Origin of the sequence: Pseudoalteromonas sp. P1-25 (genome assembly GCF_001401805.1) — a bacterium.
Lineage (GTDB): Bacteria > Pseudomonadota > Gammaproteobacteria > Enterobacterales > Alteromonadaceae > Pseudoalteromonas.
In genome coordinates this window covers 60,744-80,867 of the sequence record NZ_LKDW01000019.1, presented here as the reverse complement: position 1 = coordinate 80,867, position 20,124 = coordinate 60,744, and the positions used below count along the sequence as shown (strand labels likewise).

Annotated in this window: 18 protein-coding genes; 14 read left to right on the top strand and 4 right to left on the bottom strand. The window is 41.7% G+C overall.

Annotated features, from left to right (window positions below):
* Positions 1 to 286 precede the first annotated feature (286 nt).
* From megL to AN393_RS12710, 3 genes are all read left to right on the top strand, one after another.
* Positions 287 to 1,468: a methionine gamma-lyase gene (megL, locus tag AN393_RS12720; RefSeq protein WP_055016175.1), complete on the top strand. Its 1,182-nt coding sequence runs from the start codon at positions 287 to 289 to the stop codon at positions 1,466 to 1,468.
* Positions 1,469 to 1,705: 237 nt separating this feature from the next.
* Entirely contained in the window at positions 1,706 to 2,503 is a 798-nt protein-coding gene (gene phhA, locus AN393_RS12715) for a phenylalanine 4-monooxygenase (RefSeq protein WP_055018259.1), read from the top strand.
* 38 nt (positions 2,504 to 2,541) lie between these two features.
* Positions 2,542 to 2,886, top strand: coding sequence for a 4a-hydroxytetrahydrobiopterin dehydratase (locus AN393_RS12710; protein WP_055016173.1), 345 nt, complete (start codon positions 2,542 to 2,544; stop codon positions 2,884 to 2,886).
* Positions 2,887 to 3,094: 208 nt separating this feature from the next.
* Here AN393_RS12710 and AN393_RS12705 read toward each other — a convergent pair whose 3' ends face one another.
* The 4 genes from AN393_RS12705 to map form a co-directional block, all read right to left on the bottom strand.
* On the bottom strand, positions 3,095 to 3,727 hold the full coding sequence (locus AN393_RS12705) for a hypothetical protein (RefSeq protein ID WP_055018258.1): 633 nt from the start codon (positions 3,725 to 3,727) through the stop codon (positions 3,095 to 3,097).
* A 201-nt stretch (positions 3,728 to 3,928) separates the two neighbouring features.
* Positions 3,929 to 4,756, bottom strand: a complete 828-nt coding sequence (dapD, locus tag AN393_RS12700) for a 2,3,4,5-tetrahydropyridine-2,6-dicarboxylate N-succinyltransferase (RefSeq protein WP_055016171.1) — start codon at positions 4,754 to 4,756, stop codon at positions 3,929 to 3,931.
* A 9-nt stretch (positions 4,757 to 4,765) separates the two neighbouring features.
* On the bottom strand, positions 4,766 to 7,384 hold the full coding sequence (gene glnD, locus AN393_RS12695) for a [protein-PII] uridylyltransferase (RefSeq protein WP_055018257.1): 2,619 nt from the start codon (positions 7,382 to 7,384) through the stop codon (positions 4,766 to 4,768).
* A 69-nt stretch (positions 7,385 to 7,453) separates the two neighbouring features.
* Positions 7,454 to 8,272, bottom strand: coding sequence for a type I methionyl aminopeptidase (gene map, locus AN393_RS12690; protein ID WP_268795581.1), 819 nt, complete (start codon positions 8,270 to 8,272; stop codon positions 7,454 to 7,456).
* Positions 8,273 to 8,510: 238 nt separating this feature from the next.
* Between map and rpsB the strand changes: the two genes are divergently transcribed.
* The 11 genes from rpsB (at position 8,511) to lpxD (ending at position 20,108) form a co-directional block, all read left to right on the top strand.
* Complete coding sequence (gene rpsB, locus AN393_RS12685; RefSeq protein ID WP_004586918.1) at positions 8,511 to 9,239, top strand: 30S ribosomal protein S2; 729 nt, start codon at positions 8,511 to 8,513, stop codon at positions 9,237 to 9,239.
* A gap of 98 nt (positions 9,240 to 9,337) precedes the next feature.
* Positions 9,338 to 10,189: a translation elongation factor Ts gene (gene tsf / locus AN393_RS12680; protein ID WP_055016169.1), complete on the top strand. Its 852-nt coding sequence runs from the start codon at positions 9,338 to 9,340 to the stop codon at positions 10,187 to 10,189.
* A gap of 159 nt (positions 10,190 to 10,348) precedes the next feature.
* Positions 10,349 to 11,098 (top strand): UMP kinase, encoded by a 750-nt coding sequence (gene pyrH / locus AN393_RS12675; protein ID WP_055016168.1) that lies wholly within the window; start codon positions 10,349 to 10,351, stop codon positions 11,096 to 11,098.
* A 13-nt stretch (positions 11,099 to 11,111) separates the two neighbouring features.
* Positions 11,112 to 11,669, top strand: coding sequence for a ribosome recycling factor (gene frr, locus AN393_RS12670; RefSeq protein ID WP_055016167.1), 558 nt, complete (start codon positions 11,112 to 11,114; stop codon positions 11,667 to 11,669).
* Between the two features lie 81 nt (positions 11,670 to 11,750).
* A complete protein-coding gene (locus AN393_RS12665) occupies positions 11,751 to 12,530 on the top strand; it encodes an isoprenyl transferase (protein WP_055016166.1) in 780 nt (259 codons plus the stop codon).
* A gap of 21 nt (positions 12,531 to 12,551) precedes the next feature.
* The gene (locus AN393_RS12660) at positions 12,552 to 13,418 is read left to right on the top strand and encodes a phosphatidate cytidylyltransferase (protein ID WP_055016165.1); all 867 of its coding nucleotides are present in this window, start codon (positions 12,552 to 12,554) and stop codon (positions 13,416 to 13,418) included.
* The gene (gene ispC / locus AN393_RS12655; RefSeq protein ID WP_055018256.1) at positions 13,415 to 14,620 is read left to right on the top strand and encodes a 1-deoxy-D-xylulose-5-phosphate reductoisomerase; all 1,206 of its coding nucleotides are present in this window, start codon (positions 13,415 to 13,417) and stop codon (positions 14,618 to 14,620) included. The genes AN393_RS12660 and ispC overlap by 4 nt, the downstream gene beginning before the upstream one ends.
* A 1-nt stretch (position 14,621) precedes the next feature.
* Positions 14,622 to 15,974, top strand: coding sequence for a sigma E protease regulator RseP (rseP, locus tag AN393_RS12650; protein WP_055016163.1), 1,353 nt, complete (start codon positions 14,622 to 14,624; stop codon positions 15,972 to 15,974).
* Between the two features lie 102 nt (positions 15,975 to 16,076).
* Positions 16,077 to 18,548, top strand: coding sequence for an outer membrane protein assembly factor BamA (gene bamA / locus AN393_RS12645; RefSeq protein WP_055018260.1), 2,472 nt, complete (start codon positions 16,077 to 16,079; stop codon positions 18,546 to 18,548).
* 11 nt (positions 18,549 to 18,559) lie between these two features.
* Complete coding sequence (locus AN393_RS12640) at positions 18,560 to 19,078, top strand: OmpH family outer membrane protein (protein ID WP_055016162.1); 519 nt, start codon at positions 18,560 to 18,562, stop codon at positions 19,076 to 19,078.
* 7 nt (positions 19,079 to 19,085) lie between these two features.
* Positions 19,086 to 20,108 (top strand): UDP-3-O-(3-hydroxymyristoyl)glucosamine N-acyltransferase, encoded by a 1,023-nt coding sequence (gene lpxD / locus AN393_RS12635; RefSeq protein WP_055016161.1) that lies wholly within the window; start codon positions 19,086 to 19,088, stop codon positions 20,106 to 20,108.
* Positions 20,109 to 20,124: the final 16 nt, after the last annotated feature.

Genomic DNA, 20,124 nt, shown 5'->3' with positions numbered 1-20,124 from the left:
TTTTACTTATTCTTACATGGATGTAAGTCATTAGAATAACGCAGGAGCAGTTATCGAGCCCACTAGGTTACAAACCTCGCGCCGCGATTAAATAGCCCCTAGTTTGAACAAGTTTTAACCCGCAAAGATCAACAGACCCTAAAACAGCGTGGCAATATTTGTGTACAAAACCGCGCTGAGCGGTTTTTGTACAAATAGCCGTCTGAGCATCCGGCATGCTTGTGATTTAAACTGCGGTGCGTTTTATTTATGTAATTGACACACATAATAAAAACGAGATCCCATAATGAGCAAGCATCATATTAATACCCAATGCATTCACGGCCCACAAAAAGCAAACGATCCGCACGGCGCACTCACGTCGCCTTTGTATCAAACCTCTACCTTTCATTTTGAAAACGCCGCACAAGGCGCTGCTCGTTTTGCAGGCGAAGAGCCAGGTTATATTTACACCCGCTTAGGTAACCCAACCACCACCGAACTTGAGCAAAAAGTAGCACAGTTAGAGGGCTGCGAAGCTGCAGCGGCGACGGCTACAGGTATGGGGGCTGTATCGGCATCGGTATTGAGCTTTTTATCGCAGGGCGATCACCTTGTTGCATCAAGTGCATTATACGGTTGTACGTTCGCGTTTTTTGCACATATGTTGCCGCGCTGGGGAATCGAAGTCACGTTTGTTGATATGACCTGCGAGGATGAACTCCGCGCTGCCATTAAACCTAATTCAAAAATGATATTTGTAGAAACGCCAATTAATCCCACTATGGCGGTTATTGATTTGGCACTGATTGGCGCAGTTGCAAAAGAGCACAATTTAATAAGTGTGGTCGACAACACCTTTTTAACGCCGCTGCTGCAATCACCTAAGCAATATGGGATAGATATTATTATGCACAGCGCTACCAAATACTTAAACGGCCATGGTGATGTAGTAGCCGGGCTTGTGTGCGGAACGCAAGAGCACATTACCTTAATAAAAATGACGGTACTTAAAGATATTGGTGCAACCATAAGCCCGCACGACGCTTGGCTAATAAACCGTGGCTTAAAAACCTTAGCCATACGCATGGAGCGTCACTGTCAAAGCGCGCAAACGGTTGCCGAATATTTAGAGGCGCATCCACAGGTTAATATTGTTTATTACCCCGGGCTTAAATCGCATCCTGGTAACAAATACCTAGGCAATCAAATGAAAGCTGCAGGTGGCGTTATTGCATTTGAAATTAAGGGCACCCTTGCTCAGGGGGCGCAGTTTATTGATAGCATGAAGCTTTGCACGCTTGCTGTAAGTTTAGGTGATGCTGAAACGCTTATTCAACACCCGGCATCAATGACCCACTCGCCTTATACACCCGAGGAGCGAGCAGCCGCAGGCATAAGTGATGGCTTAATAAGGCTCTCAGTAGGGCTTGAAGATGTTAACGACATTATTAGTGATTTAAACCAAGCTTTTACCAAAATTGGTTAGGTGTATTTAATTATATACGGAGCATTTGGCTTTTAAGGCCTTTGTAAATGGAGGTGTTTACTATTCGTTCCTTTAGTGTAATTTTAAATTTACAGTTTAGGTGATCGTGCCAAATGTCGATATACGCTTAACTATTAAACTTTTCTTCACTTTTGCATAGTATGGCTGCATTAGATATTCACTCATCTTGAGTATCACACTGACACACATTTAGGGCTTAACCCCAAGAAGGTTATTATGGCTAAAGCAAGTAAGTACACCTCTAAAACACCTGATGAAAATGGTGTTATACATTGGAGCGAAGAAGAAAATAAAACTTGGTCTGAGCTTGTAGCACGCCAACTTGCGTGCATAGAAGGCAAAGCGTGCGATGAATATATGGAGGGGCTTAAAAAAATAAACCTACCTCTGGATCGTATACCGCAGTTAAGCGAACTTAACGAAGTGCTTCTTGCCTCTACTGGTTGGCAAGTAGCGCCTGTACCTGCGCTTATCGATTTTGACGAGTTTTTTAGGTTGTTGGCTAACAAACAATTTCCGGTAGCCACGTTTATTCGTAGCCGCGAAGAGTTTGACTACCTTCAAGAGCCAGATATTTTTCATGAAATATTTGGCCACTGCGCCATGCTAACCAACCCTGACTTTGCCGAATTTACACACAAATATGGCCAATTAGGGTACGCAGCGCAGAAAAAAGATCGCGTGTACCTTGCACGTATGTATTGGTTTACGGTTGAGTTTGGTTTAATGCAAACCGAAAACGGCCTGCGTATTTATGGCGGCGGTATTTTATCAAGCCCGGGTGAAACGCAATACGTGTATTCAGATACACCAGAGATAACGCCCATGAGCGTCATTGATGTGCTGCGTACGCCGTACCGCATTGATATTATGCAACCACAGTACTACACCATTAATTCGATTCATGATCTGTTTGATATATCGCAAATGGACATTATGTCTTTGGTTGAGCAAGCTAAAGCGCTTGGTTTGCACGACCCAAAATTTCCACCAAAAGAAAAATTAGCCAGTTAACTTTAATTTAAAAAGAAACGCTAAAGTAAGGATTTAAAATGTCTTCATTAAGTGAACAAAAATGCGAAGCTTGCCACGTAGATGCACCAAAAGTATCTGACGAAGAGCTTGCACAATTAATTACTAAAATCCCAGACTGGGTACCCGAGGTACGCGACGGCATCATGCAGCTAGAGCGTGTTTATAAGTTTAAAAACTTTAAGCAAGCTATGGCGTTTACTAACAAAGTAGGCGATATGGCAGAAGATGAAGGCCATCACCCTGGTTTATTAACCGAGTGGGGCAAAGTAACGGTTACATGGTGGAGCCATTCAATTAAAGGCCTACACAAAAACGACTTTATTTGCGCAGCTAAAACAGACGACGTTTTTAACGCGCTGTAATTAAAAGTTAATTGAGCAAATTAAAAGGCACTTATTTTTATAAGTGCTTTTTTATTGGTTTAATGGAAGTTTCTAGTTGTCAGCTATCAGTGACGAGCTGCTCGGCGTTAATTTTATCGCCGTAGGTTGGGTTGAGTGAAGCGAAACCCAACGGACATTTGAAAGGCTCGTTGTTTATAACGTTAGTATCTTGAGTATAGTTATATTGCTACTCCCAAGGCTCATTGAAAAAACCTTTCTGATGAAGCCTTTTGTAAGGGATTTTATATTTTTTTTTATAATAAGCCGATAATATATTAGAGCCAGTTATATCTTCATGCTTTTCTGAATAAACTTTAATTAACTTCAAATATGAACTTGCGGAAGTATATAAATCTAATTGCATAATTTCTTGACTCAAATAATCATATTTTTTACTTGGCTCTAAATCATCAATATTTGGAATTACTTTCTCCCATTCAGGAAAGGCTAAAGCAGTGATAGGGTCTAAGAAAGTGTAATTGACCTCTTTTCCACGAATTTTGAGGTTTAATAAAGTTTCTTTTAAAGGTGTTGCAAAGTCACATTCTATTTTGCTAAGCATAGTTTCAATTTGACTAGATTGAGTTTGCTTTTTCAATAGGGTTATTTGGTCTGATTGTTGTTTCAGTGTAGAAAGCAAAGCAATCAAAGCTAGTGCCGCTATATAGGGCGACATTATTCCACCAAAATAAGAAGCGATAAAAGCCCAGTGCTCTACATTGCTAGAAAGCTGAGGTTTAAAAGAATAAATTAAAGGAGCGACAGTTAGAATAATTCCTATTAGTAAGAAAATTATTAATCTTTTCGTTAGTTTTTCCATGCATGCTCTAATTAATGTTTTTTATAAGTAAATATTTCAATCAAGTTATTTATATAGTAAAAGCTCTAAACCAAAGATCTAGAGCTTTTAATATACAATCAAACTTTTGCTAAAACACTAAACTTTAATGTGTTGTTGGGTTTCGTTTCACTCAACCCAACCTACGTTTAACACAAATCAACTAAAAGCTTATCGCTTATTTTAATCATCAATTGAGCGTAGTAGGGCGTTGATGCCTACTTTTTCGCGTGTTTGTTGATCTACTTTTTTCACGATAATTGCAGCGTACAGGCTGTGGGTGCCATCTTTTGATGGGAGCGCGCCTGGCACAACTACAGCGCCTGCTGGTACGCGGCCGTAGTGAATTTCGCCGGTTTCACGGTCGTAAATACGGGTGCTTTGGCTGATATAAACGCCCATTGAAATTACAGCGCCTTCCTCTACTACTACGCCTTCAACAATTTCAGATCGTGCGCCAATAAAACAGTTGTCTTCAATGATGGTTGGGTTAGCTTGTAGTGGCTCTAACACGCCGCCTATGCCAACACCACCCGATAAATGTACGTTCTTACCTATTTGTGCACACGAGCCCACTGTGGCCCATGTATCAACCATGGTGCCTTCGTCTACAAATGCGCCAATGTTTACGTACGATGGCATAAGTACCACATTTTTACCTACAAAGCTGCCTTTACGCGCTACCGCATTGGGTACTACGCGCATACCACCTTGCTGAAACTGCTCCGGCGTGTAGTCGCTAAATTTAAGCGGTACTTTGTCGTAAAATTGGTTTACGCCGTCGTTCATTGGTTGGTTATCGCGAATTCGAAACGACAGTAATACGGCTTTTTTAAGCCATTGGTGTACAACCCATTCACCTGATATTTTTTCTGCAACGCGGGCAGCGCCGCTATCAAGTAATTCTAGTGCGTCGATAATCGCTTGTTTGACATCGCTTGATACGGTGCTTGGGCTAATGTTGTCGCGGTTGTCCCACGCGTTTTCTATCATGGTTTTTAAATCTGACATGGTGTGTCCTTATTCTGTTTCGGCGTTGAATTTTTTACGTAATGCCTGATGAATTTTGGCTTGCTCTTCATCAGTCAGCGCTTGGTATTCGTTATTTGATACGACAAAGAAATCCTCGGCACGTTCACCTACCGTTGTGATACGGGCAGCGTGAATGTGTAATAAATGCGCTTGGAAAACTTCGGCAATTTTGGTTAGTAAACCGGGTATATCTACAGCTTGAATTTCTATTAGGCTGCGATCTTTACGCGCGTGTGGGCGCAGTACAATTTTGGGTTTAATATTAAAGTCTTTAAATCGTTGCGAGCGATTCTTTTTAAAGCGTATTTTTTTACGTGGCTCGTTCAGTGCTTGCTCAAGCCCACGTTTAATTGACTGAGCACGGCTACTTGCAATAGGGTCGCCGCTCACTTCTAGTATTACAAAGTTAAATAGGGCGTAGCCATCTTTAGTTGTAAGCACCTGCGCGTGTTGTATTTGCGCTTTTTTAGAACCAATTACGCTAACTAAGCGAGCGAATAACGGCCCAGAGTAGGGGCTATAAGCAAACACTTGCGTGCCACCATGCATTGCTTTATCAGAAACAATGACACTGGGTAAGCTCAAGTCTGCGCATTTTAATAGGTGTTCACTTTGCCATGATATTTGCTGCTCGCTAAAGGCAGTAAAGTAATTGGCTTTAAAGCGGCTCCAAATTAAATCAATTTGGTTTTCTAGGTAGCCCAAATTAAGTAAGCGCTGTTTAGCTTGGTGTTTTTTATCGCGTATTTGGTCGCGTTGATCCATTGGGTTTTCAAGCCCTAGGCGCAATGCGCGCTGAGTATGTAGGTAGAGTTCGCGCAGTAACGTGTTTTTCCAATCATTCCATAAATTATCGTTGGTAGCGCGTATATCGGCAACGGTTAAACAATAGAGGTAGTCGAGCTGGCGCTCATTTTTTACCCGTGATGCAAAGTCTTTAATTACACCTGGGTCATTTATATCTTTACGTTGTGCTGTAACCGACATAAGTAAATGGTTACCAACGAGCCACGAAATAAGCTTGCCATCAGATGAGGGGAAACCATGCAGTTTAGAAAAAGCAATAGCATCAACCGATCCAAGCTCTGAATGATCACCCCCACGGCCTTTCGCAATATCATGAAAAATACCCGCTAAATAAAGCAGCTCGGGCTTATCCATACGGGTTACTATTTCACTGCAAATAGGAAACTCGCTCACTTTAGATTTATCAAAATATTGGTAAATATTATTGATTAATTTATGGGTGTGCTCATCTACCGTGTAGGCATGAAATAAATCAAACTGCATTTGCCCAAATATATTACGCCACTGTGGTAAATAAGCGGCCAACATGCCGTGCTTGTGCATGAGCGTAAATGCACGGCCCATGCCGTTTGGGTGTTTTACAATACGCATAAATGCTTCGCGACATGCCGCATAATCTTGTAAATCACCTAATAGGCGCCTGCGTACTTGCCTAATGGTACGAATAGTACTTGGATAAATATGCGTAATTTCGGGGTTGTCGGCAATATGCTCAAACAAAACAAACAGTTGATCGCGTCTAAAAAATACCGATGGGTTTTTAACCCTTATTTGGTGGCCAACACGTTCAAAGTCTTTGTCTAACTCTATTATCGGTGCTTCGCTGCTCTCTGGCATGATACTTTCTTCAAAGTAAGATAACAGCATTTGATTAAGCTCGCGTACGCGGCTCATTATTCTAAATAAGCGTTTCATCATACGCTCAACTGACGCTTTACCATCACTTCCAAACCCGAGTATTTCTGCGGCGTTGGGTTGATGGTCAAACAGTAAGCGGTTTTCTGAGCGCCCAGCGGCTAAATGCAATGCAAAGCGAATATTCCAAAGGTTTTCTAGGCACTCTGAAAGCTCCTGAAACTCTTCATGCGTTAAGTAGCCGTGGTTAATAAGCTCTTGTAAGGTTTCGGCTCTAAAGTGCTTTTTAGCAACCCAAATAATGGTTTGCAAGTCGCGCAGTCCACCTGGGTTTTCTTTAATGTTTGGCTCTAGGTTATACGCTGTGCCATGGCATTTTTTATGACGTAAGTTTTGCTCTTGTACTTTGGCCACAAAAAATTCGCCGGAGCGCCAAACGGGGGTCTCGATAATATGTGTTTTGAGTTTTTCAAACTCAATGTGGTTACCAAAAATAAGGCGACTTTCAAGCAAGCTGGTAGCAAAGGTAACGTCTTCACGCTTTTGCTCTATAGCTTGTTCAATGGTACGCACACTGTGTCCTATCTCAAGGTTGAGATCCCAAAGCATGGTAACAAACTGGCCTATTTTTTCGCAGATTTGCTCGCTAGGCGGTTGCGTAACGAGCAATAAAAAGTCAATGTCGGAGTAGGGGTGTAACTCGCCACGCCCGTAACCGCCCACAGCAATAAGGGCTAGATCAGGTTCATGAGCTAAATCGTAAACATGAAACAGTTTAATTAGCAGGCGGTCTATAAACTCTGCCCGGGCATTAATTAAATTACCAACTGGTTGCTTAGAGAATTCGTTATGTAACCACTTATAAAAATAGCTAGAACAATCGCGATAATCGCTCAGCTGCTCAGCATCGCTAAGCAACTTTTTTACTTTGTTGGGTAATGCCACGTGGGCTGGCTCCTTATTGAACCTTTCACATATAACAAGCTGTACTTATCATATGCTGTGGTTTTGTTATTAGTGTTCGATAATCCTGTCGATAGTATCATCCGATCGCAGCGTTAAAATTTCAACACCATTTTCAGTCACTAATAAGGTATGTTCCCACTGTGCAGACAAACTACGGTCGCGTGTAACAACAGTCCACTCATCTTTTAAAAGTTTACACTGGCGCTTACCTGCGTTAACCATTGGCTCTATTGTTAAACACATACCCGCTTTAAGGGTTTCGCCTGTACCTGCTTTACCGTAGTGCATTACTTGTGGCTCTTCGTGGAATTCGCTACCTATACCGTGGCCGCAGTATTCACGTACAATAGAGTAATTAAAGCTCTCAGCGTATTTTTGGATTGCTTCACCAATATCGCCTAAACGCACACCAGGTTTTACCATTTTTATAGCAAGGTATAAGCTTTCTTGTGTTACTTGTGCAAGACGCTTACCTTGAATATTAGGTGTACCTACATGAAACATTTTAGAGGTATCGCCATGGTATCCATCTTTAATTACGGTGACATCAATGTTGACGCTATCGCCATCTTTTAACGGTTTGTCATTTGGAATGCCATGACAAATTACATGATTTACAGAGGTACATACCGACTTAGGAAAACCGTGGTAATTTAACGGCGCAGGGATAGCATCTTGCACATTTACAATATAATCATGACAAATTGTATTTAGCTCATCAGTAGTCACACCCGGCACTACATGTGGTTCAATCATTTCAAGTACGTCTGCCGCTAAACGCCCGGCTACACGCATTTTTTCAATTTCTTCAGGGGTCTTGATCACAGCGCTCATTGAGGCTCCAAAGTTGCATTTTTTAACATTTATCGTCGCACAAATTTTGCACGCGACGTTGAGTATTTAATTTTAATATGGTATAAAGCGCGCCGTCTTTTTACAAATAAATTCTTAAATGATTTTTTGTATTTAAGGCAAACACAATTTTATTTTAACACACACACGTATCGTCACATACACTTGGGTGCATTTGAAGTTTAAATACTTCGGTGTTGGTGCTATGGGATATGTGGAGGCCTAACCCTAAACTACATAGAGGATTTACAAAATGGCAAACGTTTCAATGCGCGATATGCTTCAAGCTGGTGTTCACTTTGGTCACCAAGCACGTTACTGGAACCCTAAGATGAAGCCTTTCATCTTCGGCGCACGTAACCGTGTACATATCATCAACCTTGAGCAAACAGTACCAATGTTCAACGACGCACTTAAGTTTTTATCAAGTGCTGCTGCAAACAAAGGTAAAGTTCTTTTCGTTGGTACTAAGCGCGCAGCAAGCGAAGCAGTTAAAGAAGCTGCTTTACAAAGCGACCAGTTCTTCGTTAACCACCGCTGGTTAGGTGGTATGTTAACTAACTGGAAAACAGTTCGTCAGTCAATCAAGCGTCTTAAAGACCTTGAAGCGCAAAGCCAAGACGGTACTTTCGAGAAGTTAACTAAGAAAGAAGCGTTAATGCTTACTCGCGAAATGGAAAAGCTTGAAAAGAGCCTTGGCGGTATCAAAAACATGGGTGGCCTTCCAGACGCTATCTTCGTTATCGATGCTGATCACGAGCACATTGCTATCCGTGAAGCTAACAACCTAGGTATTCCAGTTGTTGCAATCGTTGATACTAACTCTAACCCAGACGGTGTTGATTACATCGTACCTGGTAACGATGATGCTATCCGTGCAATCAACCTTTACACTAGCTCTGTTGCAGCTGCTATCACTGAAGGTCGTGAGAACAACATCGTTGCTCAAGCTGAGAAAGACGACTTTGTAGAAGCTGAGTAATTAGCTGTCATCAAGTCTTCATCTTTTTAAGGTGAAGACTTGCTATTCTTGTAGAGCGGTTTACCCGCTTATCTAATACCTGATTTGAGGATTTACTAATGGCTGTAACTACTGCCCTAGTTAAAGAATTACGCGAGCGTACTGGCGCTGGCATGATGGATTGTAAAAAAGCGTTAACTGAAACTGATGGCGACATCGAGTTAGCGATTGAAAACATGCGTAAGAGCGGTGCTGCAAAGGCTGCTAAAAAAGCAGGTAACATTGCTGCTGAAGGTACTATCATCATCAAGAAAAACGATGGTGTTGCAGTACTTGTAGAAGTTAACTGTCAAACTGACTTCGTAGCAAAAGACGAAAGCTTCTTAGCATTTGCTAACAAAGTTGCTGACGCTGCTATCGCTGAAACAATCACTATCGAAGACTTACAAGCTAAGTTTGAAGAAGACCGTGTTGAGCTAGTAACTAAGATTGGCGAAAACATCAACGTACGTCGCCTTCAGTACATCACGGGTGAAACACTTGTTGAATACCGTCACGGTGAGCGTATTGGTGTTGTTGTTGCAGGTGTTGCTGATGAAGAGACTCTTAAGCACATTGCAATGCACGTTGCTGCGTCAAACCCAGAGTACTTAACGCCTGAAGATGTACCTGCTGACGTTGTTGAAAAAGAAAAGCAAGTACAAATCGACATCGCGATGAACGAAGGTAAGCCTGCTGAAATCGCTGAAAAAATGGTTGTTGGCCGCATGAAGAAATTTACTGGTGAGGTTTCTCTTACTGGTCAAGCTTTCATCATGGAGCCTAAGAAATCTGTTGGCGAAATTCTTAAAGAGAAAAACGCAACAGTTACTAGCTTCGCACGTGTAGAAGTTGGTGAAGGTATCGAGAAGAAAGAAGAAGATTTTGCTGCTGAAGTTGCTGCTCAAATTGCAGCTGCTAAAGGCGAGTAAGATTAACTATTTGTGATGCATAAGGAAATTAGATGCCATTAAAGTACTATTTGCTTTTGCGTCACGCTTAGAAATTCTTTAAAATAACCGCGCTTTTATGTTTATCATAAGCGCGGTTATTTTTTACCCATAATTCAATAAAAAGTTGGCCCCAATACTATGACTATCAATCGTAAACCTATTTTTAGACGTGTTCTTCTTAAATTAAGTGGTGAAGCTTTAATGGGAGACGAAGGCTTCGGCATCGACCCTAAAGTATTAGATCGTATGGCTCAAGAGATTAAAGAGCTGGTAGAGCTTGACGTAGAAGTGGGTTTGGTTATCGGCGGTGGTAACTTTTTACGTGGTGGCTCGCTAGCTGAGGCTGGCATGAACCGCGTAGTGGGCGATCACATGGGTATGCTTGCAACGGTAATGAATGGCCTTGCAATGCGTGATGCGCTACACCGTGCATTTGTTAATTGTCGTTTAATGTCGGCAATTCCACTAAACGGCGTGTGTGACGCATATAACTGGGCCGAAGCAATTAGCTTATTGAAATCTGGCCGCGTTGTTATTTTTTCAGCAGGCACAGGTAACCCGTTCTTTACCACTGACTCTGCTGCGTGTTTACGCGGTATTGAAATTGAAGCCGACACGGTAATTAAAGCCACTAAGGTTGATGGCGTATTCAGTGATGATCCGGTTAAAAACCCAGATGCCACGCTTTATCGTCATTTAAGCTACAATGAAATTATTGATAAAGAACTAAAAGTAATGGATTTAGCGGCGTTTACACTCGCTCGCGATCATAATATGCCATTGAGCGTATTTAACATGAATAAATCAGGCGCGTTAAAACGCGTAATTATGGGTGAAGAAGAAGGCACGCTTATCTCTTCACAAGCCTCAGATGAAGTAATCAAATAATTAGGATTAAACCGTGATTAACGATATTCAAAAAGATGCGCAAGAGCGCATGCAAAAAAGTGTAGCAGCACTAGGTAGTCAATTATCAAAAATCCGTACGGGCCGTGCTCATCCGGCAATATTAGACGGTATCATGGTATCGTACTACGGTGCTGATACACCGCTTAACCAAGTGGCTAATGTAACAATCGAAGACTCTCGTACTCTGGCTATTGGCGTATTCGATAAGTCTTTAGCGCAAGCTGTAGAAAAAGCAATTATGGCGTCTGACTTAGGTTTAAACCCAATGTCTGCAGGTACAGTAATTCGCGTACCACTTCCTCCGCTTACAGAAGAGCGTCGTAAAGATTTAATTAAAATTGTACGTGGCGAAGTAGAAAGCGGCCGTGTTGCTGTGCGTAATATTCGTCGTGATGCTAACGGCGATATTAAATCGTTATTAAAAGATAAAGAAATTTCTGAAGATGAAGCGCGTCAAGCAGAAGATACAATTCAAAAGCTTACAGATAAATTCATTAAAGAAATGGATACGCAGTTAACTGCTAAAGAAGCTGAGTTGATGGAAATCTAAGCAGCTAAATAACCTCAATGTAGGTTATGAAATATATTAGTTTTGAAACGCCGTCTAGGGTATACTAGGCGGCGTTTTTTTATGGAATACTCAATATTTATGGTTCTAGACGCTGACACAATTTCACAGCAATGCTTACCTAAACATGTTGCCATCATCATGGATGGTAACGGGCGTTGGGCACAAGCTAGAAATAGACCTCGTGTGTTCGGGCATAAAAAAGGCGTGGACGCAGTTCGTCAATCTGTTCAGTTTTGTACTAAATTAGGGATACAATCGTTAACCTTATTTGCTTTTAGTAGTGAAAACTGGCGCCGCCCCGAAGACGAAGTAAACACGTTAATGGAGCTTTTTTTGTTTGTTTTAACAAAGGAAGTCAAAAAGCTTCATAAAAATAATGTAAAACTGACCATTATTGGAGATTTATCACGATTCTCTGAAAGTTTACGTAGCAAAGTAAACGCTGCGCATGAGCTAACAGCAGATAACACCGGTTTGCATTTAAATGTAGCCGCTAATTATGGCGGTAGATGGGATATGGTAAATGCAGCAAAGCAACTTGCATTACAAGTTGAAAACGGACAACTCAAGGCTGAGGATGTTACAGAAGAGCGCATAGCACAGCATATGAGCATGGCAGACCAAGCCGAGCCGGATTTATTAATTCGCACGGGTGGTGATGTTCGTATTAGTAACTTTTTACTATGGCAAGCTGCATACGCGGAACTTTACTTTACCGACACTCTTTGGCCTGATTTTAATGAAGCCGCATTTGCAGAGGCCATTGCGTGCTACGTTGCCAGAGAAAGACGTTTTGGTTGTACGGGCGAACAAATAAAACAATTACTCGCTCAAACCTAAAATAGAATAAGGGTCACAATTTTGTTAAAACAACGAATTTTAACCTCGGTTGTATTAGCGCCGTTAGCGCTAGCCTTGGTTTTTTATACTCCACTAACTTTATTTAGTTATTTCGCCGGTATTATTGTTTTACTTGGCGCGTGGGAGTGGTCTGCATTTATGGGTCTGTGTGGAAAATTAAAGCGCGGCGCATTTGTTGTGTTAATCGCCGCCTTATTGGCGCTATTAAATTTACATTGGCCAATAGAGTCTTTGTGGCAAAACGGCCAGTTGGTTGGTGATGCTAATTACCTGTTTACGCTCTCGTTTGCATGGTGGATTGTGGCCAGTTATTTAATTTGGCGCTACCCAGCTATGGCTAAAGCATGGAACGAAGGCTTAGTAATGCGTGGTATTGCAGGGTTGCTTACCTTGGTTCCTCTGTGGCTAGCACTTAACACCTTACGCAGCGCCCAATACGCTGAATCAACGCATTTTGGCTCGGTACTGATTTTAGTTGTACTGGGTATTGTGTGGAGTGCCGATGTAGGGGCTTACTTTACAGGTAAAAGTTTTGGTAAGCACAAATTAATGCCAAAGGTAAGCCCAAACAAAACCATCGAAGGTCTAGCCGGCGGTGTGGTTGCATCAATTATATTTGTTTTAGCATTTTGCCACTTTACCGGTGTTGATTTTGCTGTATGGCCTATTTATGCCTTAATGACCGCATTTATTGCTTTATTTTCGGCTGTTGGTGACTTGCTCGAAAGTATGTTTAAACGTGAAGCAGGCCTAAAAGACAGCGGCCGCTGTTTACCTGGGCACGGCGGTATTTTAGACAGAATCGACAGCTTAACTGCTGCAGCACCTATGTTTGTAATGTGTTATGCATGGACCTTGAGTTTATGAGCCAACAGCAACAACTTGTTATTTTAGGCGCCACAGGTTCAATCGGTTTAAGTACATTAGACGTAGTCGCAAGAAATAAAACGTTATTTAACGTATTTGCTTTAACAGCAGGCAACAATGCAAAAAAAATGGCTGAACTGTGTATTGAGCATGAGCCGTTATATGCAGTTATGGCTACACAAAGCGCTGCAGAGCAACTATCGTCTTATTTAAATAATACGCCATGCCAAACCTTAGTAATGCATTCACAGCAGGCTATGAGCGATTTATGCGCCCACCCTGATGTAGATACCGTTATGTCGGCTATTGTGGGCGCTGCCGGTTTACTGCCTACACTTAGTGCTGTTGAGGCCGGTAAAAAAGTACTCCTGGCCAACAAAGAATCGTTGGTTATGTCAGGGCAATTGTTTATTGATAAGGTAAAACAGCACAAAGCCACATTGTTACCCATTGATAGCGAGCACAACGCTATTTTTCAGTGCTTACCTCACTCACTTCAAAACGCAAATGTTGATCAAAATTTACAAAAAAATGGCGTAAGCAAACTTTTACTTACCGGCTCCGGTGGTCCATTTTTAACGCGCGATATAAACACCTTAAAAGCGGTAACAGTAAGTGAAGCCGTCGCGCATCCAAATTGGTCTATGGGGCAAAAAATATCGGTAGATTCAGCCACCATGATGAACAAAGGGCTTGAATTTATTGAAGCTAAATGGCTGTTTAATTGTGACACCCGCGATATTGATGTGGTGATCCACCCGCAAAGTATTATTCATTCTATGGTGCAATACCATGATGGCTCTATTTTAGCGCAAATGGGTAACCCTGATATGCGCACGCCTATAGCGCATGCGCTTGCTTATCCTGAGCGGATAGATGCTGGCGTGAAGCCACTAAACTTTTCGGATCTTTGTGATTTTTCGTTTACTAAGCCCGACTTCGACCGTTATCCAAATTTACAACTCGCTATTAACGCGTGCAGTGCCGGGCAAGGTGCAACTACCACCGTTAACGCGGCAAACGAAATTGCTGTTGCGGCATTTTTAAAAGGTCAAATTGGCTTTACTGACATTTATAAAATTAATGCACAAACACTCGACGATGCGACATCTACGAACGTACAAAGTTTGGAAGAGATTTTAGAGTGTGACAAATTAGCCCGTGAACGTGCGGCAAAGCTAGTAACAAAAGTGATTCATTAATATGTTAGATTTTTTTTGGAACCTTGGCTCGTTTATTTTAGCGTTAGGTATTTTAGTTGCTATTCATGAATATGGACACTTCTGGGTTGCCCGTAAGATGGGCGTTAAAGTACTGCGCTTTTCAATTGGCTTCGGTAAACCACTTATAAAATGGCACGATAAGTATAATACAGAATATGTAATAGCTGCTATCCCACTGGGTGGCTACGTTAAAATGCTTGATGAGCGTGTTGATGAAGTACCTCAAAGTGAGCGTCATTTATCATTTAACGCTAAATCTGTTCAGGCGCGTATAGCGATTGTTGCCGCCGGGCCGTTGGCAAACTTTTTATTCGCCATTGTAGCGCTTGCTACTATGTATATGGTGGGCGTACAGTCGGTAAAACCTGTGGTAGGTAGCATTACCGAGGGAAGCCGTGCAGAGCAGGCGGGCATTATGCCCTCAGAGCAAATTATTAAAATTGGCGGTGATGATATTACTACTTGGCAAGATGCAACGTTTGCACTTATGTCGAGCTTAGGTGAACAAAGCGTGCCCGTTGTTGTGCGTAATCAGAACTACCAAGAGCAAACAAAAATACTCAACGTCGAAGGTTGGAAGCTTGATAAACAAGATGTGCCACCACTGAGTTCGTTAGGTATTGTCCCCTTTAGACCCCAAGCCACATTAACGATTGCGGCTATTACTAAAAACTCTGCTGCCGAAGTGGCAAATTTACAAGTTAACGATACGATTATCGCCGTAAATGGTGAAACAATAAGCGATTGGCAGCAATTAGTTAATCTTATTACGCAATCGGCTAACAAATCTTTACAATTTAGTGTAAAAAGACAAGATAGTATAAATAGCGTAATAGTAACGCCTAAATCGCGTATTAATGAACAAGGTGTTGAGCAAGGGTTTTTAGGCGTTGCGCCGGTTGTTCAGCCTTGGCCTGAGGGCTATGTTGAGACCCGAAGCTTTGGTCCGCTTGATAGTATTGCTCGTGGTACTCAAGAGACTTGGCGCCTTATAACGCTTAGCTTTGACATGATTGGTAATTTAATTACAGGTCAGGTTTCGGTTAAAAATTTAAGTGGTCCTGTGGGCATTGCAGTTGGGGCAGGAACTAGCGTAAGCTACGGACTAGTTGCCTTTTTAAGCTTTTTAGCGCTAATAAGCGTTAACTTGGGTGTATTTAATTTATTGCCTCTGCCAGTGCTTGATGGCGGACACTTAATGTATTACATAATTGAACTTTTCCGTAAAAAGCCGGTCTCTGAAAAGACACAAGAATTTGGTTTTAAAGTGGGCGCCTTGCTGCTCATATTTTTAACATGTTTCGCTTTGTTCAATGATGTATCGCGTTTGTAGTTACAGCGTGACAATTACTAATTAGAACACGATTGTAAGCATCACTAATTATTAGTTTTGATGTTAAGCGGTAATACAGTTGTAAAGGATAAAGATAATAAAATGGCTATAAAAAAACATTTGGCAGTTTCAAGTTTATTGGGTGCAAGCTTTGCAGCCCTAGGCCAAAACTCCTTTATTGTTGAAGATTTAAAAATTGAAGGCTTGCAACGTGTAGCACTTGGTGCAGCACTTACGCATGTTCCTATCAATGTGGGCGATAACGTTGATGACTATACGATTTCAAAAACAATAAAGTCACTTTATCGTTCAGGTCACTTTGACAACATCAAAGCGTTACGCGATGGTAATAACGTTATTTTCAAAGTTACTGAGCGTCCTACTATTAGCTTTATTGAGTTTGAAGGCAATAAAGATATAAAAGATGAGCAGCTTAACGAATCACTCGATCAGCAAGATATTCGCCAAGGTGAACCACTTGATAAAACTGTTATCGATAATATCGAAAAGGGCTTAGTTGAGTTTTTCCACAGTATTGGTAAATACAACGCCACCGTTGATATTAGCGTAACTAAGCTGCCACGTAACCGTGTAAAGCTTAAGCTAGAATTTGACGAAGGCGAAGCCGCCTCTATTCGTCAAATCAACTTAGTGGGTAACGAATTATTCTCTAACGAAGAACTTTTAAAGCTTGCTGAATCGCAACAAGATTTACCATGGTGGCAGTTTATGGGTAGCGACCGTTACCAAAAACAAACCATTGAAGGCGATTTAGAAAAAATCCGTAGTTTTTATCTGGACCGTGGTTACTTACGTTTTAATATTGATTCAACGCAAGTATCAGTAAGCCCTGAGCGAGAGTCAGTGTATGTAACAGCTAACTTAACTGAAGGTGTTAAATATACGGTTAAAGGTTTTGACTTTATCGGTGATTTACTTGGCCGAGAAGAGCTAATCAAAAGCGTTATTCCACTTCGCGCTGGTGAGCTGTATAACGGCTCTGTAGTCACTTCATCTGAAGAATTTATAAAAAGCTATTTAGCGCGCTTTGGTTATGCCAATGCCGAAGTTCGTACAATTCCAGAAATTGACGATGAAAAACAAGAAGTGCAACTTACGCTGTCGGTAAATCCGGGTAAACGTGTATACGTTCGCCGTATTATTGTGGGTGGTAACCAAAATACCGCTGATGAGGTAGTTCGCCGCGAAATGACACAACTTGAAGGTGCATGGTTATCTAATCAAAACCTTGAGCGCTCAAAACTGCAAATCCAACGTTTACCGTACATGGAAACTGTTGATTTTAACGTAGTGCCAGTCCCAGGTGTGGATGACCAAGTTGATGTAGACTTTACGGTAAAAGAGCAATCGGCAGGTAGCTTTAATGCGGGCTTAGCATATGGTTCATATGCAGGTTTACAGTTTAATATTGGTGTCACCGAATCTAACTTTTTAGGCACGGGTAACCAAATTGGCTTAAATCTAAATACCTCGACAGGTTCAGAAAGCATTAGCTTGTCGTACACCGACCCTTACTTTACACCAGATGGCGTATCGCAAGGCAGCAGTATTTTCTACAACAACTACGATGCCAGTAAATTTAGCTTAGTAGATTATAAGTCAACAAGTTATGGTATTGGTACCAACATTGGCTTCCCAATTGATGCGGTAAACCGTGTTAACTTTGGTGTACGTTGGATTCAAGAAGAACTATCAGAAATTGCTGAGTACGAGCAAACACGTGTACTTCGCGAAACCTTCTTAGATGAAGAAAACCCAGATGCTGGCTTTGACTTTACTAAATATGAGCTAAGCGTTGGTTGGTCGCGTATTACCGTTAACCGTGGTTTATTCCCAACAGCGGGTTCGCGCCAAACATTAAATTTAACAGCCACAACGCCTAATTCAGATCTTCAGTACTTTAAACTGAACTACGATTCTCGCTTTTACTGGCCTATTTCTAATGACCACCGTTGGGTGTTCTCAACACGTGCAGCGCTTGGTTACGGTAATGGCTATGGGTCGACTAATGGCTATGAGCAAACACTGCCGTTTCAAGAGTACTTCCGTATAACTGAAATGGAACTACGTGGCTTTGACCGTAATACAATATTACCTCGTGCTGTATCGCGTATTCCTTTATCAATTCCAGGTACTCCAAATGCTGATGGGACGACAACCGGTAGTATTGGTGGCTCAGAAGAGTTTGATATTTTAGTACCGCAAGGGCGTATTGGTGGTAATGCAAAAGCGGTTGCAGGTATGGAGCTAATTGTACCTACGCCGTTCTTAGATGAAGAAAACACCAGCTCTGTACGTACCAGTTTCTTTGTAGATGCTGCAAACGTATGGGATACTGAATTTAACGTTGACCGTTTCCAAAACTTAGCGCCAGATGAGCGTGCTAAGTTAGACGATTACTCTGATCCAATGCGCTTTAGGGTATCGACCGGTTTATCTTTACAATGGATCTCTCCAATGGGTCCAATGCTGATTAGTTTTGCGTATCCATTGCAAAAAGAAGAAGATGACGATACAAAGACCATCAGCTTTAATATTAGTAACACTTTCTAAAGGAGTTTTTTGTGAAAAAATTATTTAAATCAACAGCAGTAGCCGTGTTAGCAACATTGATGATGGGCACCTCTGCAAGTGCTTTCGCTCACAAAGTAGGCATTGTTGATATGCAAGAGATCTACAAGCAAATTCCTCAAATGGCTAAAATTGAGCAGTCTTTACAAACTGAGTTTGCTGAGCGTCGTCAAGAGCTGGAAAAACTACAAGGCGATATCCGCTTTGAAGCAGAAAAATTTAAGCGTGAAAGCACTACTATGAGCCAAGCTCAAAAAGATGCATTACGCGATAAAATCCAAGGCATGCAAAAAAACCTTGCTGAAAAAGGCCGTCCTTTAGAGCAAGAAATTAAAGCACGTCAAAACCAAGAGCTTGCTAAAGTTCAAGGTTTAATCATTAAAACAATTGAAGAAATTGCTAAAGACGGCGACTTCGATGAAGTTAAAGTTAAAGACACAACTATTTACTTTAACCCTAAAGAAGTAACTGATCTTTCAAGCAAAGTTGTATCAGCAGTTAGTAAGAAATAATCACTCTATGCAAAATTATACGCTTTCGCATATTGCGGAACTTCTAGGCGCCGAGCTTCAAGGTGATGGCGCTTTAGAAATTACAAAAATAGCTACACTTGCAAATGCCCGTTCTGGGCATATTGCATTTTTAGCGAACTCAAAATATCGCACTCAGCTTGAAACCACGCAAGCCAGCGCAGTTATTCTTAGTGAAGCCGATGCGCCGTATTTTAATGGCGCAAAAATCATTGTTGGCAATCCGTATGTAAGTTACGCAAAGCTTGCACAATTTATGGATACAACCCCGCAATCGGCGCAGCAGGGTATTCATGCCAGTGCCACTATTCACCCAAGTGCAACGGTAAGTGCTAGCGCAGCCATTGGTGCAAATGCAGTGATAGAAGCCGGCGCTGTTATTGGTGATAATGCACAAATTGGTCCGAACAGTTTTATTGGCGAACGTGTTAAAATAGGTTCTGGCACAAAGCTTTGGCCGAGTGTAACTATTTATCACGATGTTGAAATTGGCGCTGATTGTTTGTTCCAAGCAAATACGGTGGTTGGCAGTGACGGATTTGGCTATGCAAACGAGCGCGGGCAGTGGGTTAAAATACCGCAGCTAGGCTCTGTGATTATTGGTGACAAGGTTGAAGTGGGCGCAAGCACAACAATTGACCGTGGCGCACTTGATAACACGATTATACATAGCAATGTAATCATTGATAACCAATGTCAAATAGCACACAACGTTGAAGTTAACTCGGGTACTGCCATTGCAGGTTGTACTGTACTGGCTGGCAGTGTCACCATAGGCAAAAACTGCCAAATTGGCGGGATGACAGCAATTAATGGTCACATGTCAGTATGTGATGGTGTTATAATTACCGGCATGAGTATGGTGACTAAATCGATCACCGAGCCGGGTATTTACTCATCTGGTATGCCCCATACAACTAATAAAGAATGGCGTAAATCAATTGCTCACTTGCGTAATCTTTCAGACATGAAAGCTCGTCTTAAAGCGCTTGAAGCATTGGCTAAGTCATAAACGTTGAACACAAATA

Bases quoted from the DNA above. Each gene is read 5' to 3' on its own strand.
- megL (WP_055016175.1), top strand. From the start codon at position 287: ATGAGCAAGCATCATATTAATACCCAATGCATTCACGGCCCACAAAAA.
- phhA (WP_055018259.1), top strand. From the start codon at position 1,706: ATGGCTAAAGCAAGTAAGTACACCTCTAAAACACCTGATGAAAATGGT.
- AN393_RS12710 (WP_055016173.1), top strand. From the start codon at position 2,542: ATGTCTTCATTAAGTGAACAAAAATGCGAAGCTTGCCACGTAGATGCA.
- AN393_RS12705 (WP_055018258.1), bottom strand. From the start codon at position 3,727: ATGGAAAAACTAACGAAAAGATTAATAATTTTCTTACTAATAGGAATT.
- dapD (WP_055016171.1), bottom strand. From the start codon at position 4,756: ATGTCAGATTTAAAAACCATGATAGAAAACGCGTGGGACAACCGCGAC.
- rpsB (WP_004586918.1), top strand. From the start codon at position 8,511: ATGGCAAACGTTTCAATGCGCGATATGCTTCAAGCTGGTGTTCACTTT.
- tsf (WP_055016169.1), top strand. From the start codon at position 9,338: ATGGCTGTAACTACTGCCCTAGTTAAAGAATTACGCGAGCGTACTGGC.
- pyrH (WP_055016168.1), top strand. From the start codon at position 10,349: ATGACTATCAATCGTAAACCTATTTTTAGACGTGTTCTTCTTAAATTA.
- AN393_RS12665 (WP_055016166.1), top strand. From the start codon at position 11,751: ATGGAATACTCAATATTTATGGTTCTAGACGCTGACACAATTTCACAG.
- ispC (WP_055018256.1), top strand. From the start codon at position 13,415: ATGAGCCAACAGCAACAACTTGTTATTTTAGGCGCCACAGGTTCAATC.
- rseP (WP_055016163.1), top strand. From the start codon at position 14,622: ATGTTAGATTTTTTTTGGAACCTTGGCTCGTTTATTTTAGCGTTAGGT.
- bamA (WP_055018260.1), top strand. From the start codon at position 16,077: ATGGCTATAAAAAAACATTTGGCAGTTTCAAGTTTATTGGGTGCAAGC.
- lpxD (WP_055016161.1), top strand. From the start codon at position 19,086: ATGCAAAATTATACGCTTTCGCATATTGCGGAACTTCTAGGCGCCGAG.